Genomic DNA, 17,654 nt, shown 5'->3' on the forward strand with positions numbered 1-17,654 from the left:
AAATCGTGGAACTGGGCCCTGTATGTGGTTCTTTGTGTGCCGGTACTGCTGGGTGGCGGTGACTCAGGGAGCTGATCCGCCGAATGCTGCAAACGGGACGAATGAAGACCATCCCCGGGAACAGCACATTTTCGATCGTGTGTGAGAGCAGCGTAAAAGCGGACCGGCAAGATGTCTAATCGAAAAATTTTCAGGAGTGATTGATAAAAGGAGAATTCATCTTTTATTGACAATCGGGAGATACGGGGCAACACTAAAACTCAACCGCGACCACAAGCACGACAACCTGAGCAGGAATCTGGACTGGGAGAAGAGGGTTTTGGACTTTCGTATCCGGCAGTTGCAGTGTTTTCTCACCCTGGCCGAAGTGTTGAACTACGGTAAGACCGCACGTTCGCTCTACATCAGCCAGCCGACGCTGACCTTCCAGATCAAGGGTCTGGAGCACGCACTCGGCGTGAAGCTGTTCGAGCGGACACGGCAACACGTGCGCCTGACCGAGGCCGGTGCGGCCTTCCGCGAATACGCCAAATCGATTCTGGACACGGTCGACTCTGCCCGCGACTGCCTGCAGTCTCTGGACTCGCGCCTGCGGCTGACCATCGCCTGCGGGCCAGTCGGACAGTTCGTTCTGTTGCCGAATGTGATCCGCATGCTCGCAGATGAATATCCGACGTTTGAGCTCGAGGTCTGTGAGATGACCACCGAGCAGCAGATGGCCGCCCTGCCGGAAGGCAAAGTCGACGCCCTGCTGATGATGCCGGCGCTGCCGATTGAAGGCATCCATTTTGACCCGCTACGGCAAGAGAAGATGATGGCTGCGGTCAGCTCCGAGAGCCAGTTGGCTCGGCAGAATGCGATCAGCGTCCAGGTCTTCCGCTCGACACCAATCATCGCCTCGCGACTGAAAGATTGCCGCTTCCATCAGCCTGCGCTGCACAGCATGCTGGCCCCGTTTGGCATCACACCGAAGTTCACGGAGAGTCCGCAGTCCTGTTCGGTGCAGTTCGCTTATGCGGCCGCAGGCGAAGGCATCGCCCTTACGACCGAAGGCATCCGCACCTGCGTGGTGCCTGGAGTGACGATGCTTCCGATCGAGGAAGAACTTCCTCCGGTGACCCTCGGACTCGCATTCCTGGAGAGCAATCTGTCGCCGGCAATGAAAATCTTCCGCAAGGTGGTCCTGATGTCCAGCCGCAGACTGGCTGCCACAGCGCGCACGCCACGCCTGGCTCCCGTGGTGGTGAAAGAGTTCGCTTCACGGCGGGAGATGGCGGTCTAGGACGTGTCATCAACTTGCTTATTCATTTGGGTATTTGATGGCCACCCCTACGAGTCGGTAGAGAAGCAGATTTCTCCGCTCCCTTTGGTCGCTACGAAATGACAAACAAAAAGGTATCGCGCGAAGCGCGATACCTTCGCTAGACCCCACCTTCGCGATGAAACCGCGAAGAGTGGGGCAACGAGTGCCTGCGACTTCCTGAATTTCGTCGACCACCCGAGCCGCCAAAAATTTCGGTGGCAGTGTAATCCCGTTCTGCGCCCCCTCGTCTCTCACCTGCAGGGGGATTTTCGGGGACCTCTGAGAACCTCCTGAGTGGGTGGTGTGTGGCCGTTCGTGGGGGACGAGCGGCCCCCCGCCATACAACACCTACGGTATCTTTCCCCGTCTCTTTCCGATCCATCCAACAACCTGTTTGTTGTTACCGCACAGAGAGATACGTGTGTAATCGCGCACGCGAAAGCCCGCGTCTGTAATGGACGAATCAGCATTTCACTCAATGCCTAAATGATTTCCGCAAACAGGCGGCTAGAGCATTTTCCCTGTAGATGTAGTGTCGGGCTTCCGTATCTAGGAGCGTTTTCCGCAATGAAAACGCCGCTGTACACCGCTTCCGGGATACCCAGCAACAGGGGAAATTGCTCTGGACCGTCATGGCGGGGCTATGGGCTGAATCGAGTTGGACTTTGAAACAGTTCATCCGCACTACTTTGTCTTTCCTCTCTCTGGCCCTGGTGGCCTCCGTTGGCCAGGCCCAGACTTCGGTTTCAATCCACGACATCATGACCAGCCTTCCCAGCTCGCCATATCTGGGCAAGAGCGTCTCCACCTCTGGCATCGTGGTCGGTGTCATGAGCACCGGCGGGTTTTATATCTCCGAACCCAGCGGTAGTTGGGACAGCCAGGTCTCCACCGCGGAAGGCCTGCCGGTTTTCTATGCCGCCGGCGCGAACCCCACGTGCGCTGTGGTGGGAAATACCGTAACCGTTGTTGGAACAGTGACTAACACGACTGCCGTTACCGCGGCCAATACGCCAGGCACTGGTATTACACCCACCTCTTGCACGGTGACGGCAACCAACGGCACCATGACGCAGTCGATCTCGGTAAGCAGCGTCCTTACCAGTTTCGGCGATGCGCTGAAGTACACCGGCATGACAACCTCGGCCACGTTCTATGCGGTCTCACCGACGGGCGGAACACTGGATGAGTCCACAGAAACAGTCACCTCGAATGGGCAGTTCTGGGCGACACTCAGCTCCAACACCTCGACCAATAACCATCTCTTCCGCTCTACCGGTATTGCGGGCGATGAGTATGTTCCCTCCGGCGCTCCCAGTACGGTGCCGACGTGGAGTGGCAACCCGCAACGCATCCTGATCGACACCACGACCTTCGGCGGAACGGCAGTCGACATCACCGTCGGCCAGTCGATCACCTGCACCACGGGTTCAAGTATCAAAGTGGGCGCAACCGCCGGCATCGGCCTGATCGACTACACGCTTGGCTATGCTCGCCTTTTGATCTTCCCCACCAGCGTCTGCACCGTCAATGGAAGTGTTGCGACCACCACTTCGGCAACCGCCGACTCCACACACTTCCAGGTAGGGACGCTGGACCTGAATCGCTTCTACTCCACCACGGGAGCGACAACCGGCTCGGTTGCCATCTCATCGAGCGCCTATACGCGCCGCCTTACCAAGGCAGCGTTGGCCATCGTCAACTCCCTCGGTACGCCGGACATTTTGAGTGTGCAGGAGGTGCAGGACCAGACGACCCTCGATGACCTCGCCTCCGCCGTCAACACGCTGGGAAGCACCAGCTACAAGGGCTACCTGGTGCAGAGCAGCGACAGTAACAGCCTGAACCTGGGCTTCCTGGTCAACAGCTCGCGTATCGACGTGGACTCCGTGACCCAGATGGGAGGCAGCGCCACCTACAGCGGCGGAACACTGTTTGAGCGGCCTCCACTGATGTTGAAGGCGGAGGTACATCGCGTCGGCAAGACGTATCCGGTCACCGTGATCAACGTGCATCTGACCAGCCGCGACAACATCGGCGACAGCAGCCTGGGGGCGGATGTGCGCGCCCGTCGTGCAGCACAAGCCTATTACGTCAGCCAACTGGTACAGACGGAGCAGACTGCCGGCGAGAACGTCCTTGTGAACGGCAACTTCAATGCCACCGAGTTCAACGACGGCTACGTCGACGTGCTGGGCATCATCAACGGCTCGCCCGCGGCTGCCACCGCGGTCACTCTGTACCAGGCGACTGCAACCACCGGAGCATTGCAGAACTTCACCGGCAGCGTGACCACACTGCAGCGCTACAACTCCATCACGCGCGGCCAGACAGAAGCAGTCGAGCACATTCTGGCTTCTTCCACGGTGACCGCATCCACCACGGCGCAGAACTCACTGGCCAGCTACATGACCAGCGTGGTGCAGCCGCACTTTACCGCCGACTTTGCTGCGGTAAATACAAACAGCTCCACCACGCCCGCCGGCCTTACTCCACACGATGGCCAGGTGGTCAGCTTCCTGATTCCCGCCGTTCCTACCTCGGCGGCTGTCTCTGCCTCCTCACTGAACTTCGGCGATGTGTACGTTGGCGGTTCGAAGGCGCTCTCGGTGACAGTACAAAACACCTCGGGCTTCACCTCGACGGTGAACGTTACCAACATTGCCATCAGCGGCACGAACGCAAGCGACTACACGCAGACTTCAAACTGCAGCGCGTTGAGCGATCAACAGACCTGCACCATCACCGTTACCTTTGCGCCGACGGCGACCGGCACCCGCACCGGAACGCTGACGATTACGAACGACTCCACCAACGAGCCTTCACTCACGGTCGCACTGACCGGCAATGGCCTGCCGACGACGGCAACGCTCTCGCCTTCCAGCGCCGCCTACGGCAACGTAATCCTCAACACGACTTCCGCCGCCCAGACCTTCACCTGGACCAATACCAGCGCGATTGCGCTGAAGGTAAGCGCAGCGACGGTCACCAGCGGATGGACGGTGGTCACCAATAACTGCGGCACCGTCGCCGCAGCGGCAAGCTGCACCATCCTGGTTGCCTTTACACCGACCACACTCGGAACCCAAACAGGCACGTTGACGGTGACTTCGAACAGCAGCGTGAACGGAACCCTGACGGCCTCACTCAGCGGCCGTGGCGTTGCCGATGTGGAGGCCTCGCCCACCTCGTTGAGCTTCGGCAACGTGGACATTGGTTACAGCTCGGCGGCGCAGACAGTCACCATCACCAACTACACCAATGCGATCATCGCCCTGACCTCCATCACCATCACCGGGGACTACGCTTACACCAGCACTTGCGGCAGCACGCTGGCCGGTCTGGCAAGCTGCACCCTGAGCGTGACCTTCACTCCCACGGCCACCGGAACACGAACCGGAACGATAACGGTTAACACCAACGACACCAAGGTGCCGGTCATCACTGTTCCCCTCACAGGCAACGGCGTGGACTTCTCCATCGCATTGAACCCAACCTCCGGCAGCGTGGTTGCCGGGCTGTCTCTCAGCTCGACGGCTACTCTTACGCCCATCGGCGGCTTCAACAACTCGATCACACTTAGCTCCTCCACCACTGCGGGAGGAACGACCGTAAGCTTCGCCAACAGCACTCTGACACTCTCGTCTGCGACGACCGATGCCGTGACCATCGCCACCACGTCGCAATACGCCGTGATTGGCTACACAGGCTACGGACGGTGGATGTCGATCTTCGGTGTCGCGGGAGGCCTGCTGCTGTGGTGTGCCCGTCGCCGCGTAAAAGGCATGGCACGCGCCGGAGCTCTCTGCGGTCTTGCCTTGTGCGTACTTCTGCCGCTGGGTGGATGCAGCAGCAAGCTGCCTTCCAAGAACAGCGATCCGACCTACCCAGGAACCTACACCGTGACTGTGACGGCCACCGACGGCACCTTGACGAGGTCGGCTGCCTACACCATGACAGTGACAGCTAAATAACTGTAGGCACAAGCTTTGTGAGCAGGCGGGGTGGCCTAACGTGCCGGTTGCCCCGCCCTTTTTTGTTAGAATAAACACGTGATGCGCCGCGTCTTCACCGACCGCTGTTGTTGTCTCCTCTAGCGCCCTCCCCACTCGCGCTCGCGCATCGTTCTCTTGTCCCAAATCATCTTTTCTGGAAGTACCGGAGTCTATGAGTACCCTTCTTCCCACTGACGCTGCATCGTCCGTCGCCGAGCTCCTGACGCCGCGCAAGATGGACCATCTGCGCGCGTTGGAGGCCGAAAGCATCTTCATTCTGCGCGAGGCCGTCGCCGAGTTCGCCCGGCCGGTCATGCTGTATTCCATCGGCAAAGACTCAAGCGTTATGCTGCGGCTGGCGCAGAAGGCCTTTTACCCCGGCAAGATTCCCTTCCCTCTGCTGCACATCGATACGAGCTACAAGTTCCCGGAGATGATCACCTTCCGCGACAACTACGCGAAGGAGATCGGCGCCGACCTGATCGTGCACCGCAATGAGAAGGCCATCGCCGATGGTGCGAATCCGCACGACCTGGGAACGCAGAACTGCTGCGGGCTGCTGAAAACGCGTGCTCTGCTCGACGGTCTGGAGGCCGGCGGCTTCGATGCAGCCTTCGGCGGAGCGCGACGCGACGAAGAGAAGAGCCGCGCCAAGGAGCGCGTCTATAGCTTCCGAGACGGCAACGGACAGTGGGACCCGAAGAATCAGCGTCCAGAGCTCTGGCAGATCTATAACTCGCGCCTGAAAAAGGGCGAGAGCATCCGCGTCTTCCCGCTCTCGAACTGGACCGAGCTCGACATCTGGCTCTATCTCTACGCCGAACAGATTCCAATCGTGCCGCTCTACTTTGCGCGTGAGCGTGAGGCGGTCATCCGCGCCGGGCAAATCACACTGACCTATCCCGAGACCCGCCTGCTGCCTGGGGAAAAGATTGAGACAGTGATGTGCCGCATGCGCTCGCTGGGCTGCATGCCCTGCACCGGTGCGATCCGCAGCGAAGCTGACACCCTTGAAAAGATCATCGCGGAGCTGATCAGCTTCCGCCGCTCGGAGCGCGAGAACCGCGCTATCGACCACGACGAAGAGGGCTCCATGGAGACCAAGAAGCGGGAGGGCTACTTCTAAATGGCCACCGCATCGGCAAGCACCGACTTCCGCGCATTCCTCGACTCGCATCTCGACCGCGATCTGCTGCGCTTTACCACCGCCGGCTCCGTCGATGACGGCAAGAGCACACTCATCGGCCGCCTGCTGCACGATACCAAGAGCGTCTACGAGGATCAGCTCGCCTCCGTCGCGAAGAGCCGCGTCAATCGCGCCGGCAATGGGCGTGTTGATCTCTCGCTGCTGACCGACGGTCTGCGAGCAGAGCGCGAGCAGGGCATCACCATCGATGTGGCCTACCGTTACTTCGCCACCTCGAAGCGCAAATTCATCATTGCCGACACACCGGGCCACGAGCAGTACACGCGCAACATGGCCACCGGTGCATCGACGGCTGATGTTGCCATCGTGCTCGTCGATGGAAGCAAAGGCATCCTTCCGCAGTCGCGGCGTCACAGCTTCATCGCATCGCTGCTGGGCATTCCCCACGTCGTTGCGGCGGTAAACAAGATGGATCTTGTTGGCTACGACGAAGCGAGGTTCCGCGCCATCGAAGCTGACTTCCGTGCCCTGGCAAAACGGCTCGGCCTGCGCAGCGTGCAGATCATCCCCGTCTCGGCGCTGGAGGGCGACAACGTCGTCACCTCCTCAGCCAACATGACGTGGTACAGCGGACCGACGCTGCTCGATTATCTGGAGACTGTGCCGTTGCGCGTGCATGTTGCCGACCAGCCGCTCCGTTTCCCGGTACAGCTCGTTGTTCGTCCTGACCGCACCTTCCGCGGCTTTGCCGGGCAGGTTGCCAGTGGCATTGTCCGCGCAGGTCAGCATGTCGTTGCGCTGCCCAGCGGCCGCCGCACCCAGGTGAAGCGTATCGTGACCTGGGATGGCGATCTGAAGGCTGCCGGACCAGGCGAGAGCGTCACCCTGGAACTGACGGATGAGATCGACGTCAGCCGCGGCGAGATGCTGATCTCGCCCGACGCGCATTCGAACTCCGTTCCCACGGTAAGCACTGCCTTCGGAGCGAAGGTGGTGTGGATGCACGAGGAACCACTCGAGGCGGGCAAAACCTATCTTCTGAAGCAGACCTCACGCGTCGTACGTGCCGAGGTGAAGCGCATCGCCTATCGCGTCGACGTCAACTCGCTGGAGCATCTGGATGCCACCGAGCTGAAGATGAACGACATCGCGGAAGTAGAGTTCGAGACCAACCTGCCGCTCTTCTTCGATGCCTACCGCGAGAACCGCGTGACCGGTGCGGCGATTCTGATCGATCCGCTGTCGAACGCAACTGTCGGCGCGCTGATGATCGACCGCGCCGTGAGTACAGCAACCCGCGACAGGTTACCTGCGCTACTCGCCGCCGCACACATCGACCTGGCCGAGCGCCTGCGGGAGCTGCTGGCCGCCGCCGGGCATCGCGCCGTGGTGCTGCATGGATTTACTCCGGATGAGGTTCCGGTTGCGGTGCGTGCGTTGCAGCTTGCCGGTGTGCTGGCGATTGTTGCCGGGCTCGTAGAAGGCGCTACGGTCCTCAATGCCACTGATGATGCCGGTCTGATCACCGCCCTGGCGGAGATGGGAGTAACCGTATGAGCGTCGCCGTTCCGGTGGACTACGAATCGTTGAATGCGGAGCAGTTGGCCGGGCAGATCTTCTCCGAGTATGCAGGCGTGCCCGCCTGCTTTACCTGCAGCTTCCAGACCGAGGACATGGTCGTGCTGGACATCCTGCGGAAGATTCAGCCGGAGATCGCGGTCATCTTCCTGGAGACCGGCTATCACTTCGCGGAGACTTACGCCTACCGCGATCAAATGGTCGCGGCGTGGAACCTGAACCTCATCAATGCGCTGCCGGAAGACACACGTGCCGAGCACGAGGCGAAGCGCGGCCTGCTGCACATCGTGAACCCGACCGAGTGCTGCAACCTGCGCAAGGTGGGGCCGCTGATGAAGTCATTGGAGCCCTACGGTGTGTGGTTCACCGGCCTGCGCCGGGAACAGTCGCCGACGCGCGCCAACCTCAAGAAGGTTGAGGATCATCGCACTCCCAACGGCCACGAGCTGAAGAAGATCTCTCTGCTGGCGGACTGGAACTGGGAGCAGGTCACCGCATACGCCAAGGCTCACAACATCCCCGAGCTGCCGTTGTATGCCAAGGGGTATACCTCCATCGGATGCGAGCCTTGCACCGCGATCTCCAGTGATCCCAATAACGCCCGCGCCGGGCGCTGGGGCGGAAAGAAGCTGGAGTGCGGTATTCACACCTTCAGCGAAAAACAATGACGCCGCTGCTGCGCGTTCTCGCACGGCTGCGCTAGCATCTCACTACGTATGAAAGAGCGCAGAGACATCGTCGCGCTTTCGGGCCAGGCTGCCGGCGGCGTTCTGGTCACGCTGGTTCGCGTGCATGGCTCCAGCTATCGCCGCCCCGGAGCCCGCCTGCTGATCCTGCCGGACGGGCGCACGGCAGGCACCATCAGCGGTGGCTGCCTGGAAGCGGAGATCCTGCGCAAGGCCCTATGGAAGGTGCGCAATGGAGCCGTGATCGAGCGCTTCTCCACTGCCTTCGATGACACTGCCGAGATTCCATACGGCCTGGGCTGTGGCGGCGTCGTGGACTTGCTGCTGGAGCCTGTGGACTCTGATGCCTGTAAGGCTCTTCTAGGGGCAATGGCGGCCGCGCTGCATGGATATCCCTGCGAGGTTGTGACCTGGCTCCCTCGCCTCAGTGAGGCCGGCCTAAAGCGGTTGATCCGTTCAGCGCGCGGCGAGGAGCTCTTTGCGGACACAAACTTCAATGGCTGCGACGAGGCTGATCCCGAACACTGCTTTGAAGAGACACTGGCCGCACCACAGCGGCTTGTCGTGCTGGGAGCGGGTGACGACGCTCGTCCTGTCGTGCGCATGGCCAACGAACTTGGCTGGACCGTGATTGTCGCCGATGGCCGGCCACAGCTCGCCAAGTGGGAGCGCTTTCCCGGCGCGGAAGCCGTGGGAGTCGCCGAGAAACTCGTTGACGTGAAAGTGACCTCTAACGACGCGGTGATTCTGATGACGCACAGCTACGAGCAGGACCGCCGCTGGCTCACCGAGCTGCTGCCGCTCGCGCCAAAGTACCTCGGTCTGCTTGGCGCGCGGCATCGCTCAAGCCTGTTGATTGAGGAGGCGGCGCAGCAAGCCGGTCTCACTCTGCAGGGGGCCTGCAACCGCGTGCATGCGCCTATTGGTCTCGACCTGGGCGGCGATGGTCCGGAGGCAGTTGCGCTCGCCATTCTTGCCGAGGTGCAGGCGGTATTGCACGAGCGTCCCGCAGGCTCACGCCAGCTCACCGCCGAAAACGTGCGGACCATCATCGACGAAGGGCCGGCCGTTCGTTATGAAGATGTGTTGTGTGCTCTGGATGTGCAGCCATGAAGACAGCAGCGCTGATTCTGGCGGCAGGGGCGTCGACACGGCTGGGTCAGCCGAAGCAACTGGTGCGCCTCGGCGAGGAAACGCTGCTCCAACGGGCGATCCGTATCGCCAATGAAGCAGGCTGCGAGCCTGTCGTTGTCGTTCTAGGCGCCAATAAAGAAGAGATCGAAGCTGTGGTTCCGCTTGGTTCCATACATGTGGTGCATAACGAGGAATGGCAGGAAGGAATGGCGTCATCCATCCGTGCGGGCCTGCGCGACCTTGCTGTCGGCATGACAGAAGGCGTGCTGGTAATGGCCTGCGACCAGCCCCGCGTCACGGTGGAACATCTACGTGCGCTGCTCAGCGTGAATGGCCTGGCTTCCAGCGGATACGCGGGCCGGCGTGGAGTTCCGGCGGTCTTTCCACGCGATCTGTTTTCGGAGTTGATGAAGCTGCAGGGAGATGCGGGAGCACGAGAGATTCTGCAACACGAAACAGTGACAGTGATTGAGCTACCCGGTGGCGAAGTGGATATCGATACGCCGGAAGATCTGGAAAAACTTAAGTAGTTCGTCCCTCACTCGGGTGCCCCACCCCGGGCGGAAGGAACATCTCTCCCGCCAAACAGTCGATGGTCCCAATGAACGGGTTCCGGTATAGAGGCGATGATTCGTGGGAAATCGGGATGGAGAGGGTTGATCAAGATGTTCTTCTCTCTGCCCTCTGTGACAACGCTTGGAACGCTGAGCACTGCGGACCGCATTTCTTTAAGCCAGCGGTCTCCGACAGAACGAGCCTCTGTCACATCTTCCGCGTCCCAGAAAGGCAACTGCGAGGGCAAAAGCGTCTCCACCTTGATGGAGTCTGGAATCGTGATGCGGACCACCTGATGATGTTTCGGTGGAATCGAGAGATTTGCGTGCACGAGAACTTCAAGCATTGCGCCGGCATAGCTTTCGGCCGCGTAGATTACGCGCTGTCCTACAGAATTCCAACGGCCGCCATGCAACATAGCACCCGTTCCGTCGTAGATCGGGTGTCTCGCGTCAGCGATCCGATAAGCAATCATCTCTAAATCGGAAGGCCATAGAAGAGCTTATCGAGCAGGTCTTCCACGCGACGGGCTCCAAGCTCGGTGCGGGCTACTTCCAGCGGAGTTCTATCATTGAGCTCCCGATGAGGCTTATTCATCCACTCTCGCGCTTGCTCGCGATCGTCCCAGACGTATTCCGCCTGAGCCAGTACGCGGGCGAGCCGTTCAGTCCGCTCGCTTTCGTCAATCGAAAGGCGCTTTGTGCGACGTTTCCAGGTTGCGGCCGGAACGATCTTGAATTTGTACGCGCTGGCAACGCGACGGTCTTCGTAGAGACGGGCCGAGAGCCGCTCCAGTGAGCGCTTCGGCAATCCGGCAGAGACGGCAGACTCCAGGTCACCCACCGTCCGGATGGACGAACTGAGACCAAGAATTTCGGCAATCGATCGCGGCTCAACCATACCGGGATTACCCTCAAGCTCAGTATAGCCCAGAATAAGGCTCAAATGGCGTTGCGAGAGTGGGGCACCCAGGCAGGCACAACAAAGCAGGTCCTTCGCTCACGCTCAGGATGACAGCGTTAGACAGAGATCACAGCGAAAGCAAAAACTCATCCAACAAATTGCATGCGACTGCAATACGGTACTTCGCCGTCGAACGGATGTCATCGATCGGCTTGATCTCAGACGCCAGCACCGCGGCAGCCTGTGTCCGCAGCTCCGGTGTGATCGCCTTACCGAGCAATAGTGCTTCCGTCGCGTGCAGGCGCGCGGGCCGATCGACCAGACTTGCTCCCGCAAGACGAATCTCACCAACGTGAGAACCATCCATCAACGCGGTCGCCGCAAGCGCGATCTTTGAGATGGCCTGCGCGTTGCGCGTGCCAACCTTACGCACATACTGTCGGTGTTGTGCGAAGCGGCGCGGCAGGTGGATCGCATAGATCAGCTCGCCCGGTAACAGCACGGTTTTCTTGTAGCCGAGATGGAACTCGTCGTACGGCAGCGTGCGGCGGCCATTCGCGCTCACCAACTCGATGGTTGCGTCGTAGACCAGAAGTGCCGGCGGATTATCCGCCGCGGGTGAGGCATTCGCAATATTGCCGCCAAGTGTCCCGCGATTCTGATTGGCGATGGACCCCGTCCACGCCGCAGTCTGCACCAAGAGCGGAAACTCCCGTGCGATGGTCGGATTGCGGCGGATATCGGTGAACGTCGTTCCAGCACCGAGTGTCAGCGTTTCGGGCTTTTCTTCTATGAAGCGCAGCTCTTTGAGACCGTCGAGCGAGATGAGCTCGTGCGGTCCAAGCCGGCCGACGCCGAACGCCACCATCAATTCAGTTCCACCCGCAAGAGGCGTAAGCGTGGGATTCGCCGCAAGCGCGGAGAGCACGGCATCGAGCGTGCCGGGAGCAACAAGTGTGTAGTCGCGAACGTCAGATCGCATGGCTTACTTCCCCGCCTCCGCCAGCTTCGCCGTCTGCTGTACGGCTTCGAAGATCCGCATGTAACCGGTGCAGCGGCAGAGATTGCCGGAAAGACCTTCCCGGATCTCATCGAGTGTCGGAGCCGGATGCTTCTCCAGCAGATGGTGGGTCGCCAGGATCATGCCCGGAGTGCAGATGCCGCACTGCGCTCCGCCATTTTCCAGAAAGCACTGCTGGATGGGATGAAGGTGCGATTGCTCTCCGAGACCTTCGATGGTCGTGACAGTGGCTCCCTGCACCTGCAGCGAAGGCACCAGGCAAGAGTTGACCAGCTCGCCGTTCAGCAACACGGAACAGGAGCCGCACTCGCCTTCGCCGCAGCCCTCCTTTGTTCCGGTAAGGTGCAGATGTTCGCGCAGCAGGTCGAGCAGGCGCGTCATGGGAGGCGCATCGATGGTGACCTGGCTGCCGTTGAGAGTGAAGGTGATGGTGCTCATGCGTGATTCCAATTCTGAAATGCAGCTCTCTCTGCTGCGCTACGGTGTTGTGCCGCTGAAGACCGGACCTGCAACGGCAGGCTGGAGTTGTGAACTGTCAGCGGAAGTAAGTGTCGGGTTCGCCAGCTTGTCGAAGATATCCTCCGGCAACAGCGGGCAATGGTTGAAGCGAACACCTGTCGCCTCTTCAATCGCATTCAGAATCGCCGGGGCTGGACCGTCCATCGGAAGCTCGCCGATGCCCTTTGCTCCAAAGGGTCCATGAATGCTGGGAACCTCTTCAAAGAGCACATGGATCGGTGGAAGATCGGCGCTGGTAGGCATGATGTAGTTCGTCATCTGGTTGTTGGCCATCACGCCGTCTTTCCACACGCACTTCTCATAGATGGCATAGCCGATGCCCTGCGCGACACCGCCCTCAACCTGTCCCTTGGCCAGCACAGGGTTCAGGACCTTGCCGACCTCCTGCAGCGCCCAGAAATTCTTCACCTCGGCCATGTAGGTGCGTGTATCCACCGCGACCTCGGCGACATAGACCGCCCAGGCATACGCCGGATATGCGTCACCGCGATACTTATCGTCGTCCCAGAAGATATCGCCCGGCGCCTGGTAGCGTGCCGTGGCACGGAGTTCCCCGAGTTGCTGTTTGTACGCAAGCGCGGCGTGGCAGAACTGTTCCGGCGTATACGTCTCTCCCAACAGCCCGCTTTCGCGCATACAGGTCAGCAGATTGTGCGATGCATCCTCAACCAGTTTGCCGACAATCATTGCGGTACGCGACGCTACGGTCGGTCCGCTGTTGGGTACACGGTTCGTGTCAGGCTGCGCGATGCGCACGTTCTTGTACGGAATCTGTAATGCCTGCGACGCTACCTGGCAGAGGATCGTGTTGGTGCCCTGCCCAAACTCAGTCGACGAGACCAGGATCTCCGGTCTGCCTTCATCATCGACCTCAATCGCCACCAGCGAGTTCAACCGCCGCTCGCCGCTGCCGGTAAATCCGGCGCCATGCATGAACGCTGCAAAGCCGATCCCGCGCTTGATGGGCGAGGTGGGATTGGTCTTTGCGAATTCTGCGCGTTTGGCGTGATATCCGCTCTCTTCCAGGGCACGCGTCAGCATGCCGTTGAGGTCAATGGGATCTTTGATCAACTGCCCCGTGGCCGTCGTACCGCCGGGCTGAAGGAAGTTGCGGCGGCGAAGCTCTTCGGGCGTGATGCCAACGGTCTTCGCGATCAGGTCCATGTGGCGCTCGAGACCGAAGATCGATTGTGGCGCGCCAAAGCCGCGGAAGGCTCCATGCGGAGGACAGTTCGTTGCCACCGCCTTGGCACGGATGCGCAGATGCGGCCAGTTGTAAGGCCCTGCTGCATGAATCGTACCGCGCGAGAGTACCACCGGCGACAGCGTTACATACGCGCCGCCATCGATCGCAAACTCGATCTCGCCGCCCAACAGCCTGCCATCCTTTGAGACCGCCGTGCGGTGGCGTGTACGCGAGGGATGACGCTTGGTGGTCGCCGCCATATCCTCCAGGCGGTCATAGACCATCTTCACCGGCCTGCCGCTCTTCATCGCGAGCAGCGCGGCATGGCAGCCAATCACCGAGGGATAGTCTTCCTTGCCGCCGAAGGCTCCGCCGGTCTCCACCTGAATGACACGGCACTTCTCTTCCGGCAGGGCAAACGCAAGCTGCAGCGCGTGATGCAGATAATAGGGACACTGCATCGATCCCCATACCGTGACACCTTCTTCGGTGTACTCCGCGATAACGCCGTTGTTCTCGATGTAGAGCTGTTCCTGTGCGCCGGTGGAGTACTCGCCTTCGATGATGTAGTCGGCTATCGCCCAAACATCGTCGACGTGGCCTTTCTCCATCAGGTAGGTCTTGAAGACGTTGGGCGAATCGCCAGCTTCGCTGTTCCAGATCACCGGCGCATCGGGAGCTTCTGACTCTTCAATGGTGAAGACCGCCGGCAGAGGCTCGTATTCGATGGTCACGGCATCGACGGCCTTGCGCAGCAGCGCCTTGTCAGGATGCGCCAGCAGTACGATAGGTTCTTCGGGATGATTGACGATCTCTTGAACGAGACAGGGATGGTCCTTGAGCAGATGAACGATGGTGTTCTCGCCCGGGATGTCCTTCCAGGTAACGATGGTGAATTCGTTCCACGGAATGCTTTCGCCATAGCGGATGGCGGTGATGCGCCCACGTGGAAACTTCGAGCGCACGGTGGCGCCGTGAATCATCCGCGGGAAGTGAAGATCGTCAATGTACTTGGCGCGTCCAAGCACTTTGGCCTCGCCTTCATAGCGAAGTGCAGGTGCGCCGACAATAGGTTCCTTGGGTGCCATGGTGGAAAAAGTATTCGGCATAGCATACGTCGCTCCAGCCGATTGCGGAAGTAGGGATTCTGCTAGAGCATTTCTCCTAATACCGTAGCTTTGGAAAAATCTGCGAATGCCGTTTTCTGTTCGGAAAACGGCTCAAACAGCCAAAACTTCACCCCAGCGAACCAGGTTCGCTGGGGACCCCGATCCTCCGCTCTACACCCTTAGGAGAAATACTCTATCGCAGTAGCGCGGCGTATGCCCGCTCTGCCTCGTCGCTGAAGACAACGAAGAGTACGCGATCGAGCAGCGGCGTATGAGCGTGCTCGCGAACAGTGCGCACGGCGATCTCCGTCGCCCGTCCTAACGGAAAACGATATACCCCGGTCGAGATCGCTGGAAAGGCGATGCTCTGGGCGCCATGCTCCCGCGCCAGATCAAGGCAGCAGGTATAACAACTTGCCAGCAGATCGTCTTCGCCGCTGCCGCCTCCGTTCCATACCGGACCAACGGTATGAAAGACCCACTTCGCCGGCAGGCGGAAGCCTGATGTCGCTTTGGCGTCGCCGGTTTTGCAGCCGCCCAGCAGACTGCAGGCATGCAACAGCTCGGGACCGGCGGCACGGTGGATCGCGCCGTCTACCCCACCACCGCCCAGCAGCGAGGAGTTGGCGGCGTTCACGATCGCGTCAACCGCCAGTTTCGTGATGTCTCCGCGGTGGACCTCAAGCGATGCCATACGTCTTCAGATGCTATTCTCGGCCTACCAGGAGCCAATCTGCATGTTGCCGTACCTTCGTCGCGCCGCCGTCTGTCTGCTTACCGTTGCCGCCCCTCTGCTCTCTGCCCAATCGGCCCTACAGGCCCAACAGACGCAGAAGCCGTGGCCGATCAAAGCCGTCATCGTCACCACCTTTGAGATTGGCAAGGACGAGGGCGACGTCCCCGGTGAGTTCCAGCTCTGGGTCGAGCGCGAACACCTGACGGAGACGCTCGACTTCCCCGGCGGCATCCATCCCATCCGCACTAATCCGGAGCACACCGTTCTGGGTATCCTGAGCGGCACAACACTGGTGAACGCCACCACCTCGCTGATGGCCCTTGGCACGGACACGCGTTTCGACCTCACCCATGCGTACTGGCTGGTGAACGGGATTGCAGGGGTTGATCCCGCCGATGCCGGGATCGGCTCTGCCGCATGGGCCAACTACGTCGTCAACGACATCTCGCGCTACATCGATCCGCGCGAAATGCCAAAGGACTGGCCCACCGGCTACTTCGCCATCGGAGCCCACGAGCCGAACAAGCTGCCGCCCTCGGGAGGCGTGATCAACGACCGCGTCAATGCCTATAAGCTCAACACTAAACTGACCACCTGGGCTTACAACCTCACCAAGGACACGCAGCTTCTGGACTCACCCCAGGTCGCCGAGTTCCGCAAAGGCTTCACCGGATATCCCAACGCCCAGAAACCGCCGATGGTGATGATCGGCGATACCTTCGCCTCTGACAGCTACTGGCATGGCAAGCTGATGACCGACTTTGCCAACGACTGGGTAAAGCTCTTCACCGATGGCCAAGGCAACTTTGTGATGACCGAGATGGAAGACTCCGGATTTACCGAAGCGATGAAGCGTCTGGACCGCATGAAGCGGGTCGACTACCAGCGGTTGATGGTGCTGCGCACTGGATCGAACTTCTCCATGCCTCGCCCCGGTCACACCCCGATCGAGAGCGTGAACTCGCCCTACATCGGCACCCGGCCGGCGGTCGAAAATGCGTGGCGTGTCGGCAGCAGGGTTCTGCACGAGCTCACCTCCAAATGGGAGACCTACGCGACTCACGTCCCCGGAGAATAAGCTGAAGGATGTGAGTCCTACACTTCCATTCCACGCAGACTGGCGGGCCCAGGTGCTGACCGGGCCCCCGCTCATCGCTCCCGCGCGCCAGTTCACCTATCCCCGCGCGGTTCCCGGAGAGGAAGATGCCCTCGCCCGCGGCGCCATGTACGCCCTGGTGAAACCGTCATCCAGCGGCGAGTTCCTGGCGACCTGCGCCCGGGGGTTTGCCGACTCGGCATTACCGTCCGGCATCTGGAGCTGCCCCCGGCCGCAGGAGATCTGCCTGGTCTCGGGTGGCTACGCCTGCATTGTGGACACGCTCGCGCCAGACCAGGCCGCTCTGGTACCGCAGCGGCCCGTCACCGAGGTGGTGCCCGCCGTCGAGGCAGGCCTGCTGCTCTTCGCCGGCTTCCACACCGTCATTGCCTGGGGAGCGAATGGCCTGGCCTGGGAGACCGGAAAGCTGACCTGGGAGGGCCTGACTCTCGGCGCAGTGGACGGGAACATCCTGAACGGCATGGGATGGGACATGATGGCCGATAAAGAGGTGCCGTTTGAGGTGGACCTCACGACCGGAAAACATACGGGTGGAGGGTTCCGGGGGTAAGGGATTTCGAGCGAAGCTCGAACCGGGTGGGAGCCGTGGGCTTCAGCCAGGCTTCAGCCCACGGTCAATCGACTCAATAACGAAAGGGCTTTGAGCCCTGGGCTCTCTTCTCGAC

Annotated in this window: 15 protein-coding genes; 9 read left to right on the top strand and 6 right to left on the bottom strand. The window is 60.4% G+C overall.

The window, feature by feature from the left end:
* The first annotated feature begins 319 nt into the window (after positions 1-319).
* From FTW19_RS00840 to FTW19_RS00870, 7 genes are all read left to right on the top strand, one after another.
* On the top strand, positions 320-1,282 hold the full coding sequence (locus FTW19_RS00840; RefSeq protein ID WP_147645815.1) for a LysR family transcriptional regulator: 963 nt from the start codon (positions 320-322) through the stop codon (positions 1,280-1,282).
* 638 nt (positions 1,283-1,920) lie between these two features.
* On the top strand, positions 1,921-5,277 hold the full coding sequence (locus FTW19_RS00845) for a choice-of-anchor D domain-containing protein (RefSeq protein ID WP_147645816.1): 3,357 nt from the start codon (positions 1,921-1,923) through the stop codon (positions 5,275-5,277).
* Between the two features lie 193 nt (positions 5,278-5,470).
* A complete protein-coding gene (gene cysD / locus FTW19_RS00850) occupies positions 5,471-6,424 on the top strand; it encodes a sulfate adenylyltransferase subunit CysD (protein ID WP_147645817.1) in 954 nt (317 codons plus the stop codon).
* Complete coding sequence (gene cysN, locus FTW19_RS00855) at positions 6,425-8,002, top strand: sulfate adenylyltransferase subunit CysN (RefSeq protein ID WP_147645818.1); 1,578 nt, start codon at positions 6,425-6,427, stop codon at positions 8,000-8,002.
* A complete protein-coding gene (locus tag FTW19_RS00860) occupies positions 7,999-8,691 on the top strand; it encodes a phosphoadenylyl-sulfate reductase (protein ID WP_147645819.1) in 693 nt (230 codons plus the stop codon). The genes cysN and FTW19_RS00860 overlap by 4 nt, the downstream gene beginning before the upstream one ends.
* A gap of 48 nt (positions 8,692-8,739) precedes the next feature.
* Positions 8,740-9,822 carry an XdhC family protein gene (locus FTW19_RS00865; protein WP_147645820.1) on the top strand — a complete coding sequence of 361 codons (1,083 nt, stop codon included), beginning with the start codon at positions 8,740-8,742 and terminating at the stop codon, positions 9,820-9,822.
* Positions 9,819-10,373: a nucleotidyltransferase family protein gene (locus FTW19_RS00870; protein WP_147645821.1), complete on the top strand. Its 555-nt coding sequence runs from the start codon at positions 9,819-9,821 to the stop codon at positions 10,371-10,373. The genes FTW19_RS00865 and FTW19_RS00870 overlap by 4 nt, the downstream gene beginning before the upstream one ends.
* An 8-nt stretch (positions 10,374-10,381) precedes the next feature.
* On the opposite strand, the gene FTW19_RS00875 is transcribed toward FTW19_RS00870, so the two are convergent.
* The 6 genes from FTW19_RS00875 to FTW19_RS00900 all read right to left on the bottom strand — a co-directional run bounded on the left by FTW19_RS00875 (position 10,382) and on the right by FTW19_RS00900 (position 15,830).
* On the bottom strand, positions 10,382-10,873 hold the full coding sequence (locus FTW19_RS00875; protein ID WP_147645822.1) for an RES family NAD+ phosphorylase: 492 nt from the start codon (positions 10,871-10,873) through the stop codon (positions 10,382-10,384).
* A 2-nt stretch (positions 10,874-10,875) separates the two neighbouring features.
* Positions 10,876-11,343 (bottom strand): antitoxin Xre/MbcA/ParS toxin-binding domain-containing protein, encoded by a 468-nt coding sequence (locus tag FTW19_RS00880; RefSeq protein WP_246153510.1) that lies wholly within the window; start codon positions 11,341-11,343, stop codon positions 10,876-10,878.
* Positions 11,344-11,428: 85 nt separating this feature from the next.
* Positions 11,429-12,283 carry an FAD binding domain-containing protein gene (locus FTW19_RS00885; protein WP_147645823.1) on the bottom strand — a complete coding sequence of 285 codons (855 nt, stop codon included), beginning with the start codon at positions 12,281-12,283 and terminating at the stop codon, positions 11,429-11,431.
* Positions 12,284-12,286: 3 nt separating this feature from the next.
* Entirely contained in the window at positions 12,287-12,760 is a 474-nt protein-coding gene (locus FTW19_RS00890; RefSeq protein ID WP_147645824.1) for a (2Fe-2S)-binding protein, read from the bottom strand.
* A gap of 39 nt (positions 12,761-12,799) precedes the next feature.
* Positions 12,800-15,136: a xanthine dehydrogenase family protein molybdopterin-binding subunit gene (locus tag FTW19_RS00895; protein WP_246153511.1), complete on the bottom strand. Its 2,337-nt coding sequence runs from the start codon at positions 15,134-15,136 to the stop codon at positions 12,800-12,802.
* Between the two features lie 193 nt (positions 15,137-15,329).
* Positions 15,330-15,830, bottom strand: coding sequence for an O-acetyl-ADP-ribose deacetylase (locus FTW19_RS00900; protein WP_147645825.1), 501 nt, complete (start codon positions 15,828-15,830; stop codon positions 15,330-15,332).
* 43 nt (positions 15,831-15,873) lie between these two features.
* Here FTW19_RS00900 and FTW19_RS00905 point away from each other — a divergent pair, with 43 nt between their 5' ends.
* The gene (locus FTW19_RS00905) at positions 15,874-16,950 is read left to right on the top strand and encodes a purine nucleoside permease (RefSeq protein ID WP_147645826.1); all 1,077 of its coding nucleotides are present in this window, start codon (positions 15,874-15,876) and stop codon (positions 16,948-16,950) included.
* Positions 16,951-16,960: 10 nt separating this feature from the next.
* Positions 16,961-17,539 carry a hypothetical protein gene (locus FTW19_RS00910; protein ID WP_147645827.1) on the top strand — a complete coding sequence of 193 codons (579 nt, stop codon included), beginning with the start codon at positions 16,961-16,963 and terminating at the stop codon, positions 17,537-17,539.
* Positions 17,540-17,654: the final 115 nt, after the last annotated feature.

It is taken from the genome of Terriglobus albidus, from assembly GCF_008000815.1.
Taxonomy (GTDB): Bacteria; Acidobacteriota; Terriglobia; order Terriglobales; family Acidobacteriaceae; genus Terriglobus; species Terriglobus albidus_A.